Consider the following 22,377-nt stretch of genomic DNA (forward strand, 5'->3'; position numbering starts at 1 on the left):
GGCAGACGTGACCGGTAAACAGGCAAAAGCGGCGGTGACGGGCTCGTCGAGCCTGCCGGTTCCTCTGTACGAGCACGTCAAGCGGCAGATCGCGGAGGCGATCCTGGTTGGAGACCTAGCTCCGGGTACGGTGCTGCCCGGCGAGGTTGCGCTTGCAACACGGTACGGAGTTGCGGTTGGCACCATCCGCCGGGCGCTCGCGGATCTGACTGCCGACGGCATGCTGGTGCGCCGTCGCAAGACCGGGACTGTCGTCACCGGCCGCGCTCCGCAGCACAGCCTGCGCTTCTTCTTTCAATACTTCCGCTTGCACGGCGAGGACGGTGGCCTGCAGCGCTCCGTCCCTGAGGTCTTGTCCGTGGCAAGCCGGCCGGCAGGCGCCGAGGAAGCTGCGCTCTTTTCCGAGCCGGCCGGTGAGCCGCTGCTATGTCTCGATCGCATCCGGAGAGTCGGCGGTGTTCCGGTCATGCATTCGCAGATCAAGCTTCTTGCGCGTCGCGTGCCCGATTTTCCGCGCGAGGCGGCACGTGTGCCGGCGCTTCTCTACCTTCATCTGCTCGACGTCTACGGCATCCGCGTTGCTGCGGTCCGCGAAAAATTGTCGGCAGAGCTCGCGGACGCGAAAGACCGGCGTCTGCTCGGCCTGCGATCACCGAGCGCCGTCCTGGCCATTCACGAAGAGGCATACGATCAGACCGGCGCATTGGCGCTTCTGAGCGAGCACCGCGCGACGACCGCGCAGCATCGCTATGTGAATGAAATCCGCTGACCCAATCGGAGCAGTCTCTGCCCGGCAACCGCATTGCCTGGATCGATTGCCGCGAGTTTTCCCGACGCGCGTCCTCAACCATCAGTTCTGCTAACCGCTGCCGCCATAAGAATTCGCTATGGCGGCAGAGGACAGTCGTGCTTCCCCTGTCATCAAACGTAAATCTATTTTTTACCGTCGGCCGCAGCAAAAAATTCCAAGGGCAAGACCACTGAAGTGGCAGAGTTCGCGGACGCATCATTTTGTGGCAGCAACGGAGCGGGCTAATGACGATCGAGTTGAGCCGACGGGGATTTTGCATCGGAACCGCTCTGGTTGGACTCCAGACCATGTCGTCCAACGCTTTCGCGGCCCGAAGTGAAGACGGGACGGTGAGGCTCGGTCTCGTCGCGCCGATGAGCGGCCCGAACGCCCGGTATGGCGCCTTCTCGATGCGCGGCGCCCAGATGGCCGCGAAGGAGATCAATGATGCCGGCGGCGTCGGCGGACGCAAGATCAACGTCATGCCCGGGGACAGCCAGGGTACGCCGGTCGAGGGCGTTTCTGCGACCCGCCGTCTGATCGATCAGGACCAGGTCGACTTCATCATCGGCGACGTCTCGAGCTCGGTCACGCTCGCCATGCAGCCGGTCGTCGAGGACGCCGGCGTGCTTCTGCTGAATGCTGCCTCGTCGAACCCGATGATCACCTACAAGGCGGGTGCCGGCGGCTTCAAATGGTCCTTCCGCAACTATCCGACCGACGAGAACCGCGCCCTCCTCGTGCTGCAATATGCTGCCGAGAAGAAGGGCTTTACCAAATACGCCGTGCTCTCGGTCGACAGCGACTACGGCCGCGCCGCCATTCAGTTCACCAAGAAATACCTGCCGCGCTTCAAGAGCGCGATCCTGACGGAAGACTACTACAAGGAGGGCGAGGTGGATTTCCGCAGCGTGCTCTCCAAGATCCGCGATTCCGGCGCCCAGGCCATCATCATGTACGGCAATGCCGATTCCTCGCCCATCGTGGGGCGCCAGATGATGGAGGTCGGGATCGCAGGCAAGATCCCGCTGATCGGCAATGCCGAGTTCAATACGGCGAGCACCATCAAGGCGGCGCCGAAGGCGATGGAGGGGGCGATCGAGGCTGCGGCCTGGCTTCCGGCGTACGACTCTCCGAAGAGCAAGGCCTTCGTCGACAAGTTCACCGCCGAATACCGCGAAGCTCCCAACAATCACGCTTACGTGCATTGGGAGACGGTGCATCTGCTCGCCAAGGCGATCGAGCAAGCCAAGAGCATCGATCGCGAGAAAGTCCGCGCCGCGCTCTCGGGCATCCACTATGATAGCGCGGTCGGCGAGGTCACCTTCGATGACCACAACCAGGCGCGCCTGCCGATGATCCTCCTCGAGATCGAGGGCGGCAAGCCCGTGATCAAGGGCGCCTACAAGGCCGAGATCGACTATCCCAAGTAAGCCCGCGGACGGTGGCCCCATGTTCTACACGATCACCGAGCAGGTCGTTAACGGCATCGTTTCCGGATCGGTCTACGCGATCGTTGCCGTCGGCATGACGATGATCTTCGGCGTCTTGCGGGCGATCAACTTCGCCCACGGCGAATACTACATGCTCGGCACCTTCGGGGCCTGGTTCGCGATCGACTATTTCGATCTGCCCTATCCGGTCGCGGTCGTGATCGGCGTGGTTGCGACGGCGGTCATCGCCGTCGTAGTCGGTAACTTCGTGATGCAGCGGATCGTGGGAGCGCCGGCCGAGGCTGGCGTTCTCGCCACGCTCGGTGTTGCGCTGATCCTGCAGAACACGGTCATTCTGCTGTTCGGCGGCAGCTACAAGTTCTTCTCCGGCGGCTATATCGAGCCGGTGAGCGTGTTTGGCTTCACCCTGGCCGAACAGCGCATCCTGATCATCATCGTCGGCCTCGTCACCTTCGTCGGGCTCGAACTGATGGTGACCTACAGCCGGATGGGCAAGGCCATGCGCGCGGTCTCCCAGAACATCGAGTGCTGCGCAGTGGTCGGCATCGACGTTCGCCACATCGCACTCTGGACCTTCATTGTCGGTGCCTGCCTTGCCGCGCTCTCGGGCGTGCTGACGGCGCCGGTGAACGTGAGCGTCTACGGCGGCATGGGCGAGCTGATCACCTTCAAGACGCTGCCGATCATCATCATGGGCGGGCTCGGCAACGTGCGCGGCACGTTTGTCGCCGCCATGATCCTCGGTATCGCCGAGAGCCTGGTCGCCACTTATGTCGGTCTGCAATTCCGCGACACGGTCGGGTTTGCGACCCTGATGCTGGTTTTGATGTGGCGCCCGCACGGGCTCTTTTCCGCGCAGGCGCGCTTCTAGATGCGGGGGTGATGACAGGTGAGCGAGATCGCCCGAGAGCCGAATATGACGCCCGCTGAACTCACGGTCGAGACGACGGGACGCGACCTCCGCGTTCCCTTCGGTATCGCGCTCGTGGCGCTGGCATGTGTCGCGCCGCTGTTCCTCGGCAATTATCCCCTGCACGCGATCATCATCGCGCTGATCTTTCTCCTGCCGGCGCACGGTCTCAACCTGCTGCTCGGCTATACCGGGCTGCTGTCGCTGGCGCAGGCGGCGTTTTTCGGCATCGGCGCCTACACGTCGGCGCTACTCGCGGTGCATTTCGGAACGCCCTTCTATGTGAACTTCCTGGCGGCGGGTCTCATGGCCGGCGCCATCGCGCTGCCGCTCGGCATTCCGGCGCTGAGGCTGCGTGCGACCTCGTTCGTGATGTGCACGCTGGGCTTCGTCATCATCGGGCAGGCCATCGCGAAGAACTGGATCAGCCTGACGCGCGGCGACATGGGGCTGGCGGCGATTCCCAAGCCTTACTTCGCGCTGGGGCCAGCCTCGTTCACCGTCTCCGGGACGGTCGGCTTCTACTATCTGGTCCTCGCCATCGCCGCGATCGCCACGCTGGTCGCCTACCTCATCGTCCGCTCGCCGGCGGGCCGGAACATGATCGCGATCCGCGAGAATGAGACGCTGGCTGAGTCCGTCGGCATCCCCACCTGGTATTACAAGCTGGTGGTGTTCATGATCAGCGCCGCCTTCGCCGGCCTCGGCGGCAGCCTCTATGCGCACTACCTCACCGTCGTCAGCCCGCTGACCTTCCAGATGTACTACTCGACCACGATGCTGATCATCGTGCTCGGCGGCGGTGCCGGGACGATTTCGGGCGTCATCTTCGGCAGCCTGCTGTTCGTCGGTCTCACCGAGGCGCTGCGCGTCGCGCCGGAGCTGCGCATGATCGCCTACGGCTTCTTCCTGCTCGGGCTCGTGTTCTGGTTCCCCAGCGGGTTCGCACCGCTCATCGGCCGCTTCTGGTCTTTCCTGGAGAGGCGCAAATGACCGGCCTTCCGATCCTCGACATCTCCGGCCTCTGCAAGTCCTATGGTGCCGTGCGCGCCGTCGATGGTGTCGATCTGCACGTGGACCGCGGCGAGATCTGCGGGCTCATCGGTCCCAACGGTTCGGGCAAGTCGACCTTCTTCGATTGCGTGACGGGGCTCGCTAAGCCCAGTGCCGGCGCGGTGAAGCTCGACGGTCAGGACATCACGGGCTGGTCGTTGAACGACATCGCCCGTGAGGGCCGCATGCTCAGGTCGTTCCAGAAGACCGTGGTGTTCTCCGCGCTCGACATCGAGGAGAACCTCGTCATCGCCGGCCAGATGTTCACCTTTGCCGGTATCTTGTCGACGTTCGGGATTGGATCTGCGGCCCGCAACCGCGTCGCGGCGCTGCGAGAGCGGGCGCGCGAGTTGATCAAGATCGCCGGCCTCTGGGACGTGCGGTTCCAGCCGGCGGGCAAGCTGTCCGGCGGCCAGCAGAAGCTGATCCAGTTCGCCTCGATGCTGATGCCGGAGCCGAAGCTCATCCTGCTCGACGAGCCGATGGCCGGTATCAATCCCAAGCTGATCGAGCGCGTGGTCGAGAGCATCCGCCTCGCCAACACCTCCTTCGGGGTCAGCTTCCTCATCATCGAGCATAACATCGACGTGGTGACGAGCCTCTGCAAGCGCGTGGTCGTGCTCGACCAGGGCCGCAAGCTTGCTGAAGGCACGCCCGACGATATCGTCCAGAACCAGGCGGTGCGGGAGGCCTATCTCGGTGGCTGAACCCTCTCTCTCGATCAAGGGATTGCGCGCCGGCTACGGCTCGCTCGATATCCTCAACGGCGTCGATCTCGACGTCCCGCAGGGGCAGTTCGTCGCGCTGATGGGACCGAACGGCGCCGGCAAGTCGACGCTGCTGAAGACGCTCTACGGCATGACAACCATCAAGGGCGGCAGCATCAACTGGCAGGGCAAGGAGATCACATCCTTCAAGTCGCGTGCGATCCTGGCCGAAGGCATTTCATGGGTGCCGCAGGGGCGCTGCAACTTTCCTGTGATGACGGTCGACGAAAATCTCCAGATGGCCGCTTATACGTTGCGTGACAGTCAGGTGAAAGCGGAGCGGGACTATGTCTACGACCTGTTCCCGATCCTGAAGACACGACGCAATACACTCGCCGGAAACATGTCCGGCGGCGAGCAGCAATTGCTGGAAGTGGCGATGGCCGTCCTGCAGCGGCCGAAGATCCTTCTGGTCGATGAGCCGTCAGTCGGACTTTCGCCGACTGCGATCGGCATCGTCTTCGACGAGCTGCTCCGTATCAACGCGACCGGTCAGACGATCTTGCTCGTCGAGCAGAACACCAAGAAGGCCATGCAGGTCGCGCAGCGCGCGGTCATCCTGCGCCTCGGCAAGGTGATCTGGGACGGCAGGCCGGCGGATATCACCCACGACGAGCTGGGCGAATTGTTCCTCACGGGCCGCATGCGCGGCGAAACCGAGGTCGAGCACTAGCCATCACGGCGTTCGCTGCGAACGAGCACCCACATATTCGAAACCTGAAGGACCACCAAAAGTGACGATTTTCGTGCCGGCTGCGCGCGTCTCGCGCATCAAGATCTCTCCGACCACGGCGGCGTCCGCCCGCGTTCGCGAGCTCAAGGCGGCGGGACGCGACATCATCGACATGGCGATCGGCGAGCCGGATTTCGACACGCCCGATCACGTCAAGTCGGCGGCGCATGAGGCGATCGATCGCGGCGAGACGAAATACACCGCGGTCAATGGCACCGTCGCCCTGCGCAAAGGGATCATAGCCGATTACAAGCGCCGCCTCGGCCTCGACTATGCCGACAACGAGATCTGCGTCGGCGGCGGCGCCAAGCAGATCCTGTTCCTGGCGCTGATGGCGAGCGTGGAGGAGGGGGCGGAGGTCATTATCCCCGCGCCCTATTGGGTCTCCTATCCCGACATGGTCATCGCCAATGACGGCAAGCCGGTCATCGTCCGCTGCTCCGAGAACCAGGGCTTCAAGCTGACGGCGGACGCGCTCGAGGCCGCCATCACGCCCAGAACCCGCTGGCTGATCCTCAATGCGCCCTCCAACCCGACGGGCGCGGCGTATTCGCGAGCGGACCTCCAGGCGCTCGGCGAGGTCCTGCTGCGCCATCCCAACGTGCTGGTGCTGTCCGACGACATCTATGACCAGATCTGGTATCGGGACGAGCCGGCCACCACGCTGGCGGCGGCCGTACCCGCGCTGAAGGAGCGCGTTCTGCTCGCCAACGGTGTGTCAAAGACCTACGCGATGACGGGCTGGCGGATCGGCTACGCGGCGGGTCCGGCGCCGCTGATCGCTGCGATCAACAAGCTGCAATCCCAGATCTCCTCGTGCCCCTCGTCGATCAGCCAGGCCGCAGCCGCCCATGCACTGACGAGCGAGCAGGCATTCGTGCGGGACAGCGTCAAGCTCTACAAGGAGCGGCGCGACTATGCCTGCGCGCGGCTGAATGCGATTCCGGGCCTGTCATGTCTGGTGCCGGATGGCGCGTTCTATCTCTACCCCGGCTGTGCCGGCGTGATCGGCAAGACCACGCCCGATGGCAAGGTGATCGAGAACGATCTCGATTTCGTGCTCTATCTGCTCGACGGCGTCGGCGTGGCGGCCGTGCAGGGTGCCGCCTATGGGCTCTCGCCGTATTTCCGCCTCTCGATCGCGACCTCGATGGACGCGATCAAGGAAGCCTGCCACCGCATCGAGAGGGCCTGCAAAGCACTGCGCTGAGGTGGCCTCTGAAAACCGGCGAATTGAGCAAGAATCTCATTGAAATCAATGTGCTAGATAAAGGATAGTGCTGATCCAGATTGTGTTTTCAGGGCTGGCATTCGACTGAGATGAGCGTCGATTTCAGGAAGCTGAAGAGCTTTGTCAAAGTCGTCGACGCCGGCAGCGTGTCGCGCGCGGCCGGTCTGTTGCGGACGGCTCAGCCCGCGCTGTCGCAGCAGATCGCTGCACTCGAGAGTCATTTCAAGCACAAGCTGCTTCTGCGCAGCAATCACGGCATCGTCCCGACCGAAGCCGGGCTCATTCTTTACCGCCACGCCCAATTGCTGCTGAAGCAGATCGAGCAGGCGCAGATCGACATCGATCAATCGACCAGGGCGCTGGCTGGGCGCGTGTCGATCGGGCTGGCGACCTATTCGGCATCGAGCACGTTGTCGCTGCCGATCCTGAAGGAGATGTCCACGCTGCATCCCCAGATCATCGTCCATATCAACGACAGTTTCGGCCACGTGCTGAGCGAGCTCATCATGACCGGCAAGATGGACATGGCCATGATCTACGGCTCCGGTCCGATCAAGGGCGTCAAGCTGCAGCCGCTGTTTCGGGAGGAATTGTACCTGGTCTCCCGGGCGGAGCAGGGAGCCAAGAAGCAGGTCGATGAGCCGCTCGCGTTGTCGGCGCTCGCCGACGTCAAGCTGCTCTTGCCAAGCCAGGGCCATTTCCTGCGGCGATTGATCGATGAATCGCTGGCGCGGGCGCGGGTGACGCCGAACGTCGTCTCGGAGATCGAATCCGTCTCGGCGCTCGGAGCGGCGGTCACGGAAGGGCTCGGCTCGACCATCCTGCCGGCTTCGGTGGCCGCAAGCGCATCCAGCTTCGAGGGCGTCGAGGTTCGGCGGCTCGTTCGTCCCGCGATCGAGGCGACCGTTTCGCTGTGCGTGTCGGACCATCTGCCGCTCTCGGAGCCGGCACTGGCGACACGATCGGTACTTCTCACGGTCGTAGAGAAGCTGATGCGCGGCCATCCGCAAGGCATCCGGGCGGTCTAGACACCGCCTCTCGTTGCCGCGCCATCGAGGGCGGAGCGCGTCCAGCGCTCCATAAGCAAAACCTATGGCGGCAGACCGGAGTTGTGTTGGCCAGCGGCGGGTGCATTTCCTACGGTCGAAGACATCGTCGAACCCGGCGTTCACGATTCAAGCCTTGATCGCACGGTTCAGCAGGCAGCTCGAACATCCTTCGTCCTGCACGGCGATCGCTTCGAGGAAAAAGATGGCCAAGCTCGCATTCGATACCGGGGGAACTTTCACCGATTTCGCACTGCTCGACGACAAAGGTGAATTGCATCTCCACAAGGTGCTGAGCACGCCCAACAATCCCGCCGAAGCCGTGGTCCGCGGTGTGTCCGAACTGCTCGCGCAGTTCGGTGACGTCGTCGATCTCGACAAGCTCCAGGTGCTCGGCGCGACCACGGTGGTCACGAATGCCGTGCTGGAGCGCAAGGGTGTCAAGACCGGCTTCATCTCGACCGCTGGCTTCCAGGACATGCTGCGCATCCGCAATGAAGGGCGCTACGATCTCTACGACCTCAATCTGAAATATCCGGATCCGCTGGTGACGCGCGCGAACAGCTTCGGCGCGGTCGAGCGCATCTCCGCCGACGGCGAGGTCATCACTGCGCTGGAGGAGGAGACGGTCCGCGGGATCGCTGGCCGGCTGCGCGAGGAGGGAATCAAGTCTGTCGCCGTTTGCCTGCTGCACGCCTACAAATATCCGACCCACGAGCAGCGCATCGCAGCCCTGCTGCGCGAGGAGGATCCGGATGTCTTCGTGTCGCTGTCTTCCGAGGTCTGCCCGGAGGTGCGCGAGTTCGATCGCGCCTCGACCACTGTCGTCAACGCCTATACGCGGCCGCAGATGTCGGGACACGTCGCTCACCTCGAGCGCGAATTCGCCGTCAAAGGTATCGACCGCCAGGTGCTTTGGATGACCTCGTCCGGCGGCCTCGTGCCAAGCAGCCGCGCCGCCGAGCTGCCGGTGCGCCTGATCGAGTCGGGGCCAGCCGCAGGCGCGGTGGCCGCCGCCGAGTTCGGTCGCATCGCCGGAGAGGGCAGTGTGCTGTCCTTCGACATGGGGGGCACCACGGCAAAGCTTTGCCTGATCCCGAATGGTGAACCGACGGTCGGCACCGATCTCGAAGTCGCGCATTATCACCGCTTCCGCAAGGGCTCGGGCTTCCCGCTCAAGATCCAGTCGATCCGCATGATCGAGATTGGCGCCGGCGGCGGCTCGATCGCGGCGAAGAACCCGCTCGGCTTGCTCGATGTCGGTCCGCGTTCGGCGGGCGCGATGCCGGGACCTGCCGCCTATCAGCGCGGCGGCACCGAGCCGACCGTCACCGATGCCGATATCCTGCTCGGCTATATGGGTACCGAGTCCTTCGTCGGAGGCTCGTTCAAGGTGTCGAAGGATGCTGCGCTCGCGGCGATGACGAAGCTCGCATCCTCGCTCGACGTCAGCGTTCCCCGCTGCGCCTTCGGCATCCACGATCTCGTCAACGAATCCATGAGCAAGGCCGCGGCCGTGCATGCGACCGATCTCGGCGTCGATCCGCGCAGCCTGCCGATGGTCGCCTTTGGCGGCGCGGGTCCGGTGCACGCCTATGGCATCGCGCGCAAGCTCGGCATCAAGCGCATCATCTGCCCGACCGGCGCCGGCGTCACCTCGGCGATCGGCCTGCTGATCGCGCCGGTCGCAGTCGATCTGTCGGCGAGCTTTCCGATGCAGGTCGACAATTGGGATTTCGCCGCGATGGATCGCCTGCTGGGAGATCTCGCCGCCCAGGGCGCTGAAGTCGTCCGTGCCGCAGGCGTCGCACCGGAGACCATCACCAACACTTACACCGTCGACATGCGTCACGTCGGCCAAGGCCACGAGATTACCGTTGCCCTGCCGGATCGAGGTTTGCCGCCCGAGCAGTTCCACGAACAGCTGCTCGCCAATTTCTTCAAGCTCTACCGCGAGCTGTTCGGCCGGACCGTGGCAGGCTCATCGGTCGAGGTGATCACCTGGCGCCTGCGCGCCAGCGGTCAGAAGGATCAGGTGACGCAGCCGCACGCGCGCCATGCTGCCGAGGCAAAGAAGGGGACCCGTTCGGTCTATTTCAGCGAGCGCGGCGACTTCGTCGAAACGCCGGTCTACGATCACTACAAGCTGCCAGTCGGTGAGGAGATCAGGGGGCCGGCCATCGTCGAGCAGCGCGAGTCCACTGCAGTGGTCGGACCGAGCGGCATCGCTCACGTCGACATCAACGGCAATCTCGTGATCAATATCGCCTAAGGACGCGCCGATGTCTGTGAACGCCGCCGATTTCAATGATCCGATCAACCTCCAGGTGATGTGGAACAGGTTGATCTTCATAGCCGACCAGGCCGACATCGTGCTCGGCCGGACCGCGTTCTCGCCGATCGTGCGCGAGAACCACGACTATGTGACCGTGCTGCTCGACAGCCGCGGCCGCGCGCTCGCGCAGTGCACCTGGTCGATCCCGGTCTTCATCACCTCGCTGCCGGTCGCCGCGCAGAAATACTTCCTGCCGAAATTTCCCGCGGAGACGTTGCAGGAGGGCGACGTCCTTGCCACCAACGACCCGGAGATCGGCACCGGCCATCTTCCCGACGTGACGATGATCACGCCGATCTTCAAGAAGGGCAAGGTCGTGGCCTATGCCGGCTCGATCGCGCATCTGCCGGATATCGGCGGCGCTCCCTTGCATTCGGAAGCCAGCGACATCTTCGAGGAGGGCATTCGCTTTCCGATCGTGAAGCTGCACAAGGCTGGCGTTCCCAACCAGGATGTGCTCGACATCATCGCGGCCTCCGTCCGCCTTCCGACCGAGGTGATGGGCGATCTCGAATCCATGGTTGCGGCCAACAACGTTATGGGCCGCGAGCTCCTGAAATTCCTCGATGAGTACGATCTCGACAGCATCGACGAACTCGCGGACGCCATCCATACTCGCTCCGAGGCCCAAACGCGAAAGGCCATCCGGCAGTGGCCGAACGGCACCTATTCTGCCGAGGTCCTGCTCGACGGCTATGACACCGACGTGAGGCTCAAGGCATCCGTCATCGTGCGCGACGATTCCATCCACGTCGACTACGCCGGGACGTCCGACCAGATCCTTCACTCGATCAATTGCCGCACCAATTACCGCTACGCCCATTCGGTCTATGCGCTGAAGTGTCTGCTCGATCCGGACACGCCGAACAACGAGGGTTGCATCACCCCGATCACCGACGAGGCGCCGCTTGGCTCCATTCTCAATCCGCAGCAATGGACGGCGGGCAATTCGCGAAACCTGATCGGGCACGTCATTCCCTCGCTGATCTTCAAGGCGCTGGAGAGCGTTGTGCCCGACAAGGTCATGGGCGACAGCGGCGGTGCGCCCATCTGGGCCGCCAATTGCGTCGGCCGACGGGATGACGGCTCGCAATATGGTTCGGTGCAGAACTTCCACGGCGGGCAGGGTGCGCGCGCCGAGTTCGACGGCCTCGACACGCTGAGCTTCCCGTCCAATTGCAGGGTCACCGCCATCGAGATGTTCGAGATCGCCGTGCCGGCGCTGGTCGAATGCAAGGAGCTGATTCCCGACTCCGGCGGCGCGGGTAAGAGTCGGGGTGGTCTCGGCCAGCACCTCGTGCTGCGCAACCTCGGCCGCAATCCGATGAACATCTACCTTGCCTCCGAGCGGGTGCGTCATCCCTGCTTCGGTGTGGTCGGCGGTCAGTCCGGCAGCGCGGGCAAGGTGTATAAGAACGGCGAACCGCAATTTCCAAAGGGCAAGGTCGTCTTGAAGACCGGGGACCGCCTGGAAGTCGAGACGCCCGGTGGTGGCGGCTGGGGCAAGACGTCGGAACGCTCCGCTGCATCGATCGAGCTCGATCTTGCGGAGGGGTTGATTACACCGCAGGCTGCGCGGCAGTTTTACGGTTATCAACACTCGAGCCTGGCGGCGACCGCCGCCGAATAGGAGAAACATGGCGCTGCTCGACGGAAAGATCGCGCTGGTCACGGGGGCAGGCACGGGGATCGGGCGTGAGACCGCGATCCTGCTGGCCCAGGAAGGTGCAACCGTTGTCTTGACGGGGCGCCGGATCGCGCCGCTTCAGGAGGTCGTCTCAGCGATCGAGAAAGCGGGCGGTAAAGCCGTCGCACGCGCGCTCGACGTGGCCTCGCGCGAGGCGATCCTGGAGACGGTTGCCTGGGTCAAGGGCCATATCGGATCGATCGACATTCTCGTCAACAATGCCGGCAGTGCCAGCAAGGTGTTGAACGCGCGGTTCATCAGCGAGGCCGAGTGGAACGCCACGGTCAACGTCAATCTCACGGCGGTGTTCAATCTGACCCAGGCCGTGCTCGACGACATGATCGCCAGGAAGGACGGCACGATCATCACGGTGTCTTCGCTCGCGGTCGTCAATCCGAACCTGCTCGGTGGCGCCGCCTACGGCGCAGCCAAGGCCGGCGTGAAGAACTTCATGACCTTCCTGCACAACACGTTCCGCAATCAGGGCATCCGAGCGACGACGATCCTGCCGGGCGAGACCGACACGCCGATCATGGACCATCGTGCAAGACCGCCTTTGGACAGCGAACGTGCCGTGATGCTGAATCCGCACGACGTCGCGCGCGCGGTGCTGCTCTGCGCCAGCCTGCAGAAGGGCGCGATGATCCCCGAGCTGCACATCTGCCCGACTTTCATGCGCGATACGTCCTCGGATATCGAGACGGCCCGCTGGGTCGGCGCGCCAGCGGGTCTTGCCGACAAGCCGAAAAGCTAGAGAAGAGGATTCCATGAACGGAGCCAAGTTGCGCGAGCGTCTTGCCAGGGGCGAGACGGTCACCATGTTCACGCCGCATCACGCCTCATCGGGACTGGCGGTCCGGCTGGTCGAGCTCGGCGCGGACGCCATCTTCGTCGACTGCGAGCACGGCACCTGGAGCTTCGAGGACGTGCGCGTGACGGCGCAGGCCATCCGAGGTGCCGGCGGCGCCGCGATCGTTCGTCCGCACTCCCATGAGCGGCCGGTGCTGATCCGCTATCTCAACGCCGGCGCCGACGGCCTGATGGTGCCGATGGTCGATACCGCGGAGCAGGCGCGGGCCATCGTCGATGCGGTGCGCTACGCCTGTCCCGCCGACTACGAGAAGCGGCTTGTCATCGCCATGATCGAGACGCCGAAGGCGATCGACGATATCGACGCGCTGCTCGCGGTCGAAGGCATCGATGTTTTCTTCATCGGGCCCGGCGACCTCTCGCAGAACTTGGGCTATCCGCCGGCGCCGCCCTTCGGGCAGCCGCGGCCGCAGGCCGTCACCGAGCAGGTCGATCTTGCGGTCAAGAAGGTCCGCGCCGCGGGCAAGATCGCTGGGACGCTCGTGACATCTGACGAACTACCGTTCTGGCTCGAGCGGGGCGTCAAATATTTCTACATCCATTCGGACCCATTCCTGCGGATCGGTTTGGCCGGCATCAAGAAAGCGCTTGGACGGTGATTTCGGTCCAGCAGCGCACGCGGATGTGGCGACGGCAAGTCGTCGTCGGGCGTTCTCACCGCTCGCGTAAGCTCTCCTGGCTGTAGCGCAGCAGCGGCGAGAGTACGTAGGAAATGATGCGGCGGGAGCCGGTCTTGATTTCCACCGTCACCGCCATGCCGGGCGCGAGGTTGACCATCCGTCCGTCGACGTCCATTTGGGCGCGGTCGAGCGAGACGCGGGCGGAGTAGACCAGCTCCTGGCCCTTGGGCTCGCTGGAGGCGGTGTCGGTACCGGCGGGGGTGTCGCCGGGCTTTTCCGGCGGCTTCTGTCTGACGATGGCGTCCTGGGAGACGCTGAGCACTTTGCCCTGGCGGAGGCCGTAGCGGGTGAAGCTGAAGGTGTCGACCTTGATCGCGGCTTCCTCGCCGGGGGTGACGAAGCCGATGTCCTTGTTCGAGATCATCGCCTCGATCTCGAGGCCGCCTGAGGTCGGCACCACCACCATCAGCGTCTGCGCCGGCGTCACCACGCCGCCGACCGAATGCACGGAGAGCTGCTGGACGATGCCGTCTTCCTGCGCGGTGAGGCGCAAGAGGCTGGTGCGCTGCTCGGCCTTGATGATGTCCTGGCGCAGGCCGGCCGCCTTCTGCTCGGCCTTGGCAAGGTCGTCGAGCAGGGCGCGATTGTACTCGGCCTCCGTGCGCCGCAGCGTCTCCTCGATGCCGCCGACGGCCGCATCGGCCTCGGCAAAGTGGCTCTTCTGAACCAGCAATTCCTGCTGCTGCGCGACCAGGTCCTGCGTCTCCGTCAGGTATTGCAGCTTCGAGCCGAATTCGCGATCGACCAGATATTTTCGCACGTCGACGCGCTGCTGCATGATCGGGATCAGCGCGCTGATCTTGCCGATCGTCGCCTCGATGGTCGAACGCTCCGCCTTCTTCTGCGTGCCCTGCCATTCGAGCGTGGTGATCTTGGCGGCCTGCTCGGCGGCCTGCGACGCCAGGAAGCGCCTTGCGGTGCGGATCTGCTCGGGCGTCGCGCGGGCGGGCGGGATGAATTTTTCGGGATCGCCGCCGGCGAGCGCCGCATGCAGGCGCGCGATGTCGAGTTCGCTGGCGAGCAGATCGCTCTGGAGATGGCCGAGCTCGGCCTGGCTCATGGTGGGATCGAGCTCGATCAGGAGATCGCCGGCCTTGACGCGCTGGCCATCCTGCACGTGGATCGAGCGCACGACGGCGGTCTCGAACGGCTGGATCACCTTGGTGCGGCCGTCGGGCACGATCTTGCCGGTCGCTGTCGCGATGATGTCGACGGTGCCGATGCTCGCCCACACCAGCGCGATCAGGAACACCGCCGAGATCGACGCGGAGATGGCGCGGCCGATCGGCGAGGGCGGGGTCTCCACGATCTCGAGCGCCGCGGGCAGGAACGCCAGCTCGTCGCGCGTGCGCGTCGGCCTGCGCAGCGACGCCAACATGGCCTTAGCCGACTTCATGGATGCCTGCCTGGACACGGTGCAGCGTAGCGTAGCGGCCGCCGCTGCGGATGAGCTGGTCGTGCGAGCCGTCCTCGACGATGCGGCCGCGCTCGATGGTGATGATGCGATCGGCGGTGCGCACAGTCGAGAGGCGATGGGCGATGATCAGCACGGTGCGGCCCGCGGTGATCTCGCGCATGTTCTGCTGGATGATGCGCTCGCTCTCATAGTCGAGCGCGGAGGTGGCTTCGTCGAAAATGAGGACGCGCGGATTGGTGGTCAGCGCGCGCGCGATCGCGATGCGCTGCCGCTGGCCGCCGGAGAGCGTGCTGCCGCGCTCGCCGATCACCGTGTCGTAGCCGTCCTGGAGCTCGAGGATGAAATCGTGCGCACCGGCGAGCTTTGCCGCGGCGACGATGCGCTCCATCGGCAGCGCGGGATCGGCCAGCGCGATGTTGTCGCGCACCGAGCGGTTGAACAGCATGTTCTCCTGGAGCACGACGCCGACCTGCCGGCGCAGCCAGGTCGGGTCGACCGCGGCGAGATCGTTGCCGTCGACCAGCACGCGGCCGGCCTCGGGCAGATAGAGCCGCTGGATCAGCTTGCCGAGCGTGCTCTTGCCGGAACCGGAGGTACCGACGATGCCGACGATCTGGCCGGCCGGGATCTTCAGGTTGATGTCGCTCAGGATCTGCGGGCCGTCGGCGCGGTAGCGGAAGCCGACATGCTCGAAGGCGATGTCGCCGCGAATGGCGGGCAGGGCGGCGCGTCCCGTGCGGTAGGTCGGCTCGGGCACTGTGTTGAGGATGTCGCCGAGCCGCTCGACCGAGAGCCGCGCCTGGTGAAAATCCTGCCAGAGCTGGGCGAGGCGCAGCACCGGCGCGGTGACGCGGCCCGACAGCATGTTGAAGGCGACGAGCTCGCCGACGGTGAGGTTGCCGTCGATCACGAGCTTGGCGCCGAAATAGAGTAGCAGCGCCATGTTGATCTTGCTGACGAACTGCACCGCCTGGCTTGCGACATTGCCGAGATTGACGACGCGGAAGCTGGAGGCAACGTAGCCGGCGAGCTGTTCCTCCCAGCGCTTCTGCATCTGCGGCTCGACCGCCATCGCCTTGAGGGCTTCGACGCCGGTGACGCTCTCGACCAGGAACGACTGGTTCTCTGCGCCGCGCTTGAACTTCTCGTCGAGACGATAGCGGAACAGCGGCGAGGCGCCGGCCGAGATCACGATATAGAGCGGGAATGACGCCAGCACGATCGCGGTCAGCAGCGGCGAGTAGAACGCCATCAGACCGAGGAAGACGAAGGTGAAGAACAGATCGATCACCAGCGTCAGCGCCGAGCCGGTGATGAAATTGCGCAGATTTTCCAGCTCACGCACCCGCGCCACGGTGTCGCCGACCCGCCGCGCCTGGAAGTAGGACAGCGGCAGCGCCAGCAGATGGTGGAACAGCCGCGCGCCGAGCTCGACGTCGATGCGGTTCGTGGTGTGGGAGAAGAGATAGGTGCGCAGCGCGCCGAGCGCGACCTCGAAGATCGAGATCGCGACGATGCCGGCGACCAGCACATCAAGTGTGCCGAGGCTGCGATGCACCAGCACCTTGTCGATCACCACCTGGAAGAACAGCGGCGAGACCAGCGCGAAGATCTGCAGGAAGAACGAGGCGAGCAGCACCTCGCCGAGCAGGCCGCGATAGCGGTTGATCGCGCCCATGAACCAGGTGATGTCGAAGCGCCGCGACAGGTCGACAAGACCGGCGCGCTTGGTCATCAGCACGATGCGGCCGTCCCAGATCACCTCGAACTGGGCCTTGGTCAGCATCTGCGGGCGTGGTGAGCCCGGATATTGCACGATCGCCTTGCCGTCGCCGGCCTTGCCCAGGATCAGGAAGCCGCCGTCGCGAAGGGGGGCGATGGTCGGCAGCGGCGTCTTGTCGAGCCGGTCCCAGCTCGTCCTGACCAGGCGCGCCTTGATGTTGAATTGCTTGGTACAGCGCAGCATCTCGGTGGTGCCGATCTCGACGCCGCCGAACTGGTGGCGGATCTGCTCGGGATCGGCGGGTACGCCGAGGAACTGGAGCATCATGACGAGAGCGGTCAGGCCGGGATCAGCTGGCGGCTTCGGGACGGCCTGGACGACCGGCGGCTCCTTCGGCAGCTCCTTGGCGGCCGGATCCCGTGAATTGGTCTCGTTCAGGCTCATCGGCAGCACATTTCCGCAAGATCTCGGGTCCGGACGATCCCACGGACAGCCGTCCCGCCGGCCGGGCGATAGCTAACGTGGCTATGTTACGGTTTGATAACTATGTCAGGCCGCTCACATAACTCGTGAATTTGGTGAACGGCGGAGGCGGAATGCGAAAGCGGCGGGAGGTGCCTCCCGCCGCGGTCGCAAGGCGCATCGGGGCTGCCCCCGATGCGCGGATGGTGTTGGCCGATCAGCCGTGGCTGGCGAGCTGTGGCTGCTGCTGCGTCGTGTCGGAGGACACGAGGCTGGTCTCTGTGCCGGCGTCCGGCACGATGCTGGCCGACTGCTGGACCAGCAGCGACAGCGAGATCGCGGTGCCACCATGTCCGTCGTCAGCGACCTTGAGCTCGGTGCCGGACTGCACGCCCGCGAACTGATAGGCAACCGTGCCCGAGTTCGTGGCGAGCGTCAGCGTCGTGCCGTCGAAGGTGAACGAGGAGACCGACGTATTGAGCAGGTCGATCGTGTCGCCGATTTCGAAGTTCGACACCGTGCCGGTCAGGCCGGAGGCCTGGTCGAGCAGGAGGGTCGCCGCGCTGCCGGCAAAGTCGACGCCGTCGGCGGTGCCGCCGGCGGTGACATACTCGAAGCCGTTGACAAGGTGGGAGTCGTTCGTGACGCCGCCAGCACCGACGAAGAGCTGACCGCCAGCATCGACGGTGGTGTCGTTGGCGGTCCCCGCGACAAACTGGACGCCGCCGTTCAACGTGGTGCCGGTCGCGATGCCACCGGCGCCCACGTCCTGGGTGCCGCCGGCATTCACGATCGCGTTGTTGGCCGTGCCATTCTGGCCGACATACTGGAAGCCGCCGGCGATGACGGAGTCAGTGGCCTTGCCACCGGCGTCGACATACTGGAAGCCATCGGTCTTGATCAGCGTTCCGTCCGCGATTCCGTCCGTGCCGATATACTGCCGGCCGCCGTTCTCGATCGTGGTGTCGGTGGCCGTTCCGTGGATCACCTGCTGATCGCCGCTCAGGTGGGTGCCGGTTACGGTCGCGTACAACACGCCCTGGTACCCGCCAGCCGCAACCGTCGTGCCGGTCGCGGTGCCGCCGAAGTAGACGCGCTGCGTGCCGCCCGCCTGCACGGTCGTATTGACCGCGGAGCCGTAGTCCAGCTGAACGCCGCCGTTGCCGATGTTGGCGTGCTGAACGGTCGCGCCGGACTCGACCGTCAGCTGACCGCCGTTGCCGACCGTGATCTGGCCGGAGACGTTGCTGCCCGCGAGGACGTCGAGCGTGCCACTACCGCGGACGACGAAGCCCATCGAGGTCGTCGTCGATGCATCGACCGCGGTGGTGCCGGTCGAGACGAGGGTCGGCGCTGCGAACACGGTCGAGGTGCCGGCATTGCCGGCCGCATCGGTAGTCTTGGCGGTCAGGTTGTTGGGGCCTTCCACCAGCGTCACACCGGCGAGGGTCCAGGCGCCGTTGGCGCCAGCCGTCGTGGTGCCAATCAGGTTCGCGCCGTCATAGACCGAGACCAGAAGACCGGCCTCGGTGGTGCCGCTTACCGTGAAGGTGGGCAGGTTGCCGCCGTCGACGACCGCGCCGGTCACCGCGACAGCTGGCGCAACCGTGTCGACGGTCACGTTAATCGCGGTGGCAGCACCGCTAACGGCGCCGGTCGTGTCGGTGACCTTCGCCGTGATGGCGTGGGCCGCGTTGCCGAGCACGCCGGTCTGAATGTCGACGTAGCCGCGCGCGATATCGGCGAGCGAGAGCGTCACGGCAGTGCCGATCGCGGTCTGGCCGTCGAACAGCTGCACGACATCGCCGGCGAAGTTGCTGCCGGTGGCGATGCGGACCGTCAGGTTGGTGTCGTTGGTGCTGGCACCATTGGCGAGCGCGCCCGTGTTGGGCGAGACGTCATCGGTGACCGAGACGATGGTCGGCGCAGTCGGCGCGTTCGACAGGTTGAAGATCTGCGCGGTGATGCCGTAACCCGAGTTGTCGCCGAGCGCCTGGCTGAAATCGGTCCAGCTGATCACGAAGCCGCCGTTGGCGAGCGCCGCGACGTTCGGATAGAGCTGGTTGCTGCCGATCTGCGTGTTGACGACGTACTCGCCGCCGATCTTGCTGCCGGCCGCATCATAGACCTGCGCCTTGATCGCGGGACCATTGCCGTCGCCGGTGCCCTCGTCCGACCAGGTCACGACGAAGCCGCCGCCCTTCAGTGCGGTGATGCTCGAAAATCCCTGGTTGCCGCTGGTCTGGGTGTTGACCTGGAATTCCGCGCCAACCTTGACGCCGCCAGCGGTGAAGACCTGCGCGCGGACTTCGCCGCTGGTGTCTTCGAAGCTGATGACGAAATTGCCGTTGGCAAGACCGGTCACGCCGGCAACCATGCGGCTGTTGTAGTAGGCTTGGTCGACGGTGAATTCAGCGCCGACCTTGGTCGCGCCGGCAGCGCCCGGGTGGAACACCTGGCCGCGGACCTCCCAATTGCCGGTGCGGAAGTCGTTCCAGGTGACGACGAAGTCGCCGTTGCTGAGCGTGGCGATCGAGGCGCGCTCCTGGTCGAAGCTCGGGTTGGTCGAGTTGACGAGGAATTCGGAGCCGACCTTGGCGCCGTTCGCGTCATAGACCTGCGCCTTGACGTCGGCGGCCGACGAGCCCTGGTTGGTCCAGGCGACGACGAAGCCGCCATTGGGCAGGCCGGTGATGGCCGGGGTGTTCTGGTTGTTGGCGGTGACGGAGTTGATCACGAACTCGCCGCCGACCGGCGCGCCGTTGGCGCCGTAGATCTGCGCCTTGATGTCGCCGCTGGTGGAGTTCTGGTCCTGCCAGGAGATGACGAAGCCGCCGTTGGACAGGCCCGTCACGACCGCGGTCGCCTGCGAGCCGGTGACCTGGGTGTTGACGAGGAATTCGCCGCCGACCTTGCTGCCGTCGGCCGCATAGACCTGAGCGTGGACAGCGGAGCCGCTGGCATCGCCGAGCGTGCTGCTGCCGCTGGTGGAGCCGGCGAGGCCGTCCTGCCAGGTGACGACGAAGCCGCCATTGGAAAGGCCGGTGACGGAGGGATACCACTGGCTGCCAGCCGTCTGGCTATTGACCTGGAATTCGGTTCCTATTTTTACGACGGTGGTCATAACATAACCTCGAGTGATGCTGAAGTGAGCGCTGAAGACCGGATTTTCGCGCTGCCAGCTCGTTTTGCGGAGGCATGCGCGGAACCCGCATGGGCTCTAAACGATCTATTTATGATATTTTATGATATATTCTTGCGCAATGTGCGACATTTTGCCCGAAATAATGTTATCATTATGATATGATATGTTTCTGCCGAATGCAGCCGAGGCGAGTGTTGGCGATGTTGTGCAATCGTGCGCCGGACGTGTCTTCAGTGTCGGCATGCGCAATGAAGGTATCGTCGTCCCTGGCAAGCCGGCCACTCGCGTTGCCGCGCGATCTGCTGCGTTCGTAATCTGATGAAAACTGGCGGGCTTTGCCCGATGGCCTGGCCGGAGCGTGGCTCTGACAGCCAGGAGGCCGTACCGGGACGTGACCCGGTACGGCGATGTCGTGCGAGCTCAGCTCTGGGCGTGAACGAGCGGGGTGCTCTGGGGATCGGAGCCCTGGGGCGTGATCGCGTCTTGGCCGGCATCCGGCACCAGGCTCGCCGAGAACTGCGAGAGCAGCGACAACGACACGGAGGTACCACCATGTCCGTCGCTGACCACGTTCATGGTGGTGCCGGCTTCGGTCCCCGCGAACTGATAGCTGTGATTTCCGCCGTTCGTCACCAGCGTCAATGTCGAGCCGTCGAATGTGAAGGAATTGACCGAGAGATTCAGGAAGTCGATGGTGTCGCCGAGCTCGAAGTTGGACACCGTGCCGGTCAGGCCAGCGGGATTGTCGAGAAGGAGTGTTGCCGCCGATCCGTCAAAATTGACACCGTTCTGCGTGCCGCCGGTCAGTACGTGCGCGATCCCGCCGGAGAGGTTCGTGTCGTTGGCAGCGCCGGCAACGTCCATCTCGCCGCTGTTGACCGTGGTGCCGTTGGCTGTTCCGACGACAAACTGGAAGCCGCCGTTAATGGCAGTGTCGGTGACCAGGCCGCCTGCACCGACATAAAGCAGACCGCCCGCAACGACCGTCGTGCTGGTCGCCGAACCGTTGGAGCCGACAAACGCGGCGCCGCCGGACGCGATCACGGTGTTGGTCGACGAGCCGCCAGCCAGGATCTGCAGGTAACCGGTCAACGTGGTGCCGTCGATCGTGCCGGCGACCGACTGGTAGCCGTCCGCCTCGACGATGGTGCCGCTGGCGGTGCCGCCGAGCAGCACGTTCTGGGTCCCGCCGCTGGCGACGGTCGAGTTCTGCGCGGTCCCCTCGACCGCCTGGGTGCCGCCGCCGTTAACGGTGGTATCGGTTGCGGTGCCCGCCACATATTGGAAGCCGCCGCTGTTGATCGCGGTGCCGTTCGCAGCAGCGCCGGCATCGACATATTGCAGACCGTTGGCGGTGATGATCGTGCCGTTGGTGGTGCCGCCGCTGCCGACATATTGGTGGCCGCCGAGGATGATCAGCGTGCCGTTGGCCACGCCGCCGGCGAGGACCTGCTGATTGCCGATCAGCGTCGCATTGTTGACGGTGCCGTTCCAGACGTCCTGGTAAGCGCCCTGCGAGATGACCGAACCCGTGGCGGTACCGCCCCAATAGACGTGCTCGATGCCGCCGCTGGAGATGACCGTGCCGGTGGAGTTGCCGATCGTGTACTGGGTGCCGCCGACGATCGAAGAATTGGTGGTCGTTCCACCCGCTTCGACCCAGATGACGCTGCCGGGACCGATGGCGGTTGCGCCGGACACCGCGCCGCCGCTCGCAATGTCGAGCGTGCCCCGGGTGATAACAATGTAAGTGGTGCTGCTGGAGGCGGAGAACGTCGTAGTCCCGCCGGATACGATTTCAGTGCTCATTATTTCCTCAAAAGGAGTTGGGTGCATCGCAATGTGTCTGACAGCGCAGGTAACGAATCATTCCGTCGCATATGCGATATATTTTCCTACATATCACATAGAGTCGTGGCGTGAATGATAATTATGTTACTGTGAGTAGGCGTAACCGTGCACCCGGTGCGCGGTGCCGGGACGGGTCGGGGATGGCGCGTGACCGATAACGGCGGCCCGTCCTGGTCGTGTGCCGCCTTGGAGGTTCGATCCTGTGGGACGATGCCTTGCCCGA

The 22,377-nt window shown here is 64.5% G+C and carries 16 protein-coding genes; 12 read left to right on the forward strand and 4 right to left on the reverse strand.

Annotation, left to right across the window (positions count from 1 at the left end):
• The first annotated feature begins 7 nt into the window (after positions 1-7).
• The 12 genes from ACVJ19_RS24570 (at position 8) to ACVJ19_RS24625 (ending at position 13,475) form a co-directional block, all read left to right on the forward strand.
• Entirely contained in the window at positions 8-769 is a 762-nt protein-coding gene (locus ACVJ19_RS24570; RefSeq protein WP_453955199.1) for a GntR family transcriptional regulator, read from the forward strand.
• Positions 770-1,035: 266 nt separating this feature from the next.
• Positions 1,036-2,223 carry an ABC transporter substrate-binding protein gene (locus tag ACVJ19_RS24575; RefSeq protein WP_453951675.1) on the forward strand — a complete coding sequence of 396 codons (1,188 nt, stop codon included), beginning with the start codon at positions 1,036-1,038 and terminating at the stop codon, positions 2,221-2,223.
• A gap of 19 nt (positions 2,224-2,242) precedes the next feature.
• Positions 2,243-3,115 (forward strand): branched-chain amino acid ABC transporter permease, encoded by an 873-nt coding sequence (locus tag ACVJ19_RS24580; RefSeq protein WP_453951676.1) that lies wholly within the window; start codon positions 2,243-2,245, stop codon positions 3,113-3,115.
• Between the two features lie 45 nt (positions 3,116-3,160).
• Positions 3,161-4,147, forward strand: a complete 987-nt coding sequence (locus tag ACVJ19_RS24585) for a branched-chain amino acid ABC transporter permease (RefSeq protein WP_453951677.1) — start codon at positions 3,161-3,163, stop codon at positions 4,145-4,147.
• Positions 4,144-4,914 (forward strand): ABC transporter ATP-binding protein, encoded by a 771-nt coding sequence (locus tag ACVJ19_RS24590; protein ID WP_453951678.1) that lies wholly within the window; start codon positions 4,144-4,146, stop codon positions 4,912-4,914. The genes ACVJ19_RS24585 and ACVJ19_RS24590 overlap by 4 nt, the downstream gene beginning before the upstream one ends.
• Positions 4,907-5,647 (forward strand): branched-chain amino acid ABC transporter ATP-binding protein, encoded by a 741-nt coding sequence (locus ACVJ19_RS24595; RefSeq protein ID WP_453951679.1) that lies wholly within the window; start codon positions 4,907-4,909, stop codon positions 5,645-5,647. The genes ACVJ19_RS24590 and ACVJ19_RS24595 overlap by 8 nt, the downstream gene beginning before the upstream one ends.
• Before the next feature lie 61 nt (positions 5,648-5,708).
• Positions 5,709-6,917 carry an aspartate transaminase gene (locus ACVJ19_RS24600; protein ID WP_453951681.1) on the forward strand — a complete coding sequence of 403 codons (1,209 nt, stop codon included), beginning with the start codon at positions 5,709-5,711 and terminating at the stop codon, positions 6,915-6,917.
• Positions 6,918-7,027: 110 nt separating this feature from the next.
• A complete protein-coding gene (gene nac, locus ACVJ19_RS24605; RefSeq protein ID WP_453951682.1) occupies positions 7,028-7,966 on the forward strand; it encodes a nitrogen assimilation transcriptional regulator NAC in 939 nt (312 codons plus the stop codon).
• A 223-nt stretch (positions 7,967-8,189) separates the two neighbouring features.
• A complete protein-coding gene (locus ACVJ19_RS24610) occupies positions 8,190-10,256 on the forward strand; it encodes a hydantoinase/oxoprolinase family protein (RefSeq protein WP_453951683.1) in 2,067 nt (688 codons plus the stop codon).
• A 10-nt stretch (positions 10,257-10,266) separates the two neighbouring features.
• Positions 10,267-11,949 carry a hydantoinase B/oxoprolinase family protein gene (locus ACVJ19_RS24615; protein WP_453951684.1) on the forward strand — a complete coding sequence of 561 codons (1,683 nt, stop codon included), beginning with the start codon at positions 10,267-10,269 and terminating at the stop codon, positions 11,947-11,949.
• Between the two features lie 7 nt (positions 11,950-11,956).
• The gene (locus ACVJ19_RS24620; RefSeq protein ID WP_453951685.1) at positions 11,957-12,760 is read left to right on the forward strand and encodes an SDR family NAD(P)-dependent oxidoreductase; all 804 of its coding nucleotides are present in this window, start codon (positions 11,957-11,959) and stop codon (positions 12,758-12,760) included.
• A gap of 13 nt (positions 12,761-12,773) precedes the next feature.
• On the forward strand, positions 12,774-13,475 hold the full coding sequence (locus tag ACVJ19_RS24625; RefSeq protein WP_453951686.1) for an HpcH/HpaI aldolase family protein: 702 nt from the start codon (positions 12,774-12,776) through the stop codon (positions 13,473-13,475).
• A 55-nt stretch (positions 13,476-13,530) separates the two neighbouring features.
• Here the strand turns inward: ACVJ19_RS24625 and ACVJ19_RS24630 are convergent, their stop codons facing one another.
• From ACVJ19_RS24630 to ACVJ19_RS24645, 4 genes are all read right to left on the reverse strand, one after another.
• Complete coding sequence (locus ACVJ19_RS24630) at positions 13,531-14,952, reverse strand: HlyD family type I secretion periplasmic adaptor subunit (RefSeq protein WP_453951687.1); 1,422 nt, start codon at positions 14,950-14,952, stop codon at positions 13,531-13,533.
• The gene (locus tag ACVJ19_RS24635) at positions 14,939-17,140 is read right to left on the reverse strand and encodes a type I secretion system permease/ATPase (RefSeq protein WP_453951688.1); all 2,202 of its coding nucleotides are present in this window, start codon (positions 17,138-17,140) and stop codon (positions 14,939-14,941) included. Before ACVJ19_RS24635 ends, ACVJ19_RS24630 begins: the two co-directional genes overlap by 14 nt.
• A gap of 235 nt (positions 17,141-17,375) precedes the next feature.
• Positions 17,376-20,282 (reverse strand): beta strand repeat-containing protein, encoded by a 2,907-nt coding sequence (locus tag ACVJ19_RS24640; RefSeq protein ID WP_453951689.1) that lies wholly within the window; start codon positions 20,280-20,282, stop codon positions 17,376-17,378.
• A gap of 441 nt (positions 20,283-20,723) precedes the next feature.
• On the reverse strand, positions 20,724-22,112 hold the full coding sequence (locus tag ACVJ19_RS24645) for a hypothetical protein (protein WP_453951690.1): 1,389 nt from the start codon (positions 22,110-22,112) through the stop codon (positions 20,724-20,726).
• Between the last annotated feature and the right edge of the window lie 265 nt (positions 22,113-22,377).

The sequence above is a fragment of the Bradyrhizobium sp. USDA 376 genome, assembly GCF_054063675.1.

Excerpts from the sequence above, each read along its gene's own strand:
- ACVJ19_RS24575 (WP_453951675.1), top strand. The coding sequence starts at position 1,036 with ATGACGATCGAGTTGAGCCGACGGGGATTTTGCATCGGAACCGCTCTG.
- ACVJ19_RS24580 (WP_453951676.1), top strand. The coding sequence starts at position 2,243 with ATGTTCTACACGATCACCGAGCAGGTCGTTAACGGCATCGTTTCCGGA.
- ACVJ19_RS24585 (WP_453951677.1), top strand. The coding sequence starts at position 3,161 with ATGACGCCCGCTGAACTCACGGTCGAGACGACGGGACGCGACCTCCGC.
- ACVJ19_RS24590 (WP_453951678.1), top strand. The coding sequence starts at position 4,144 with ATGACCGGCCTTCCGATCCTCGACATCTCCGGCCTCTGCAAGTCCTAT.
- nac (WP_453951682.1), top strand. The coding sequence starts at position 7,028 with ATGAGCGTCGATTTCAGGAAGCTGAAGAGCTTTGTCAAAGTCGTCGAC.
- ACVJ19_RS24610 (WP_453951683.1), top strand. The coding sequence starts at position 8,190 with ATGGCCAAGCTCGCATTCGATACCGGGGGAACTTTCACCGATTTCGCA.
- ACVJ19_RS24615 (WP_453951684.1), top strand. The coding sequence starts at position 10,267 with ATGTCTGTGAACGCCGCCGATTTCAATGATCCGATCAACCTCCAGGTG.
- ACVJ19_RS24620 (WP_453951685.1), top strand. The coding sequence starts at position 11,957 with ATGGCGCTGCTCGACGGAAAGATCGCGCTGGTCACGGGGGCAGGCACG.
- ACVJ19_RS24625 (WP_453951686.1), top strand. The coding sequence starts at position 12,774 with ATGAACGGAGCCAAGTTGCGCGAGCGTCTTGCCAGGGGCGAGACGGTC.
- ACVJ19_RS24630 (WP_453951687.1), bottom strand. The coding sequence starts at position 14,952 with ATGAAGTCGGCTAAGGCCATGTTGGCGTCGCTGCGCAGGCCGACGCGC.
- ACVJ19_RS24635 (WP_453951688.1), bottom strand. The coding sequence starts at position 17,140 with ATGAGCCTGAACGAGACCAATTCACGGGATCCGGCCGCCAAGGAGCTG.
- ACVJ19_RS24640 (WP_453951689.1), bottom strand. The coding sequence starts at position 20,282 with ATGACCACCGTCGTAAAAATAGGAACCGAATTCCAGGTCAATAGCCAG.
- ACVJ19_RS24645 (WP_453951690.1), bottom strand. The coding sequence starts at position 22,112 with ATGAGCACTGAAATCGTATCCGGCGGGACTACGACGTTCTCCGCCTCC.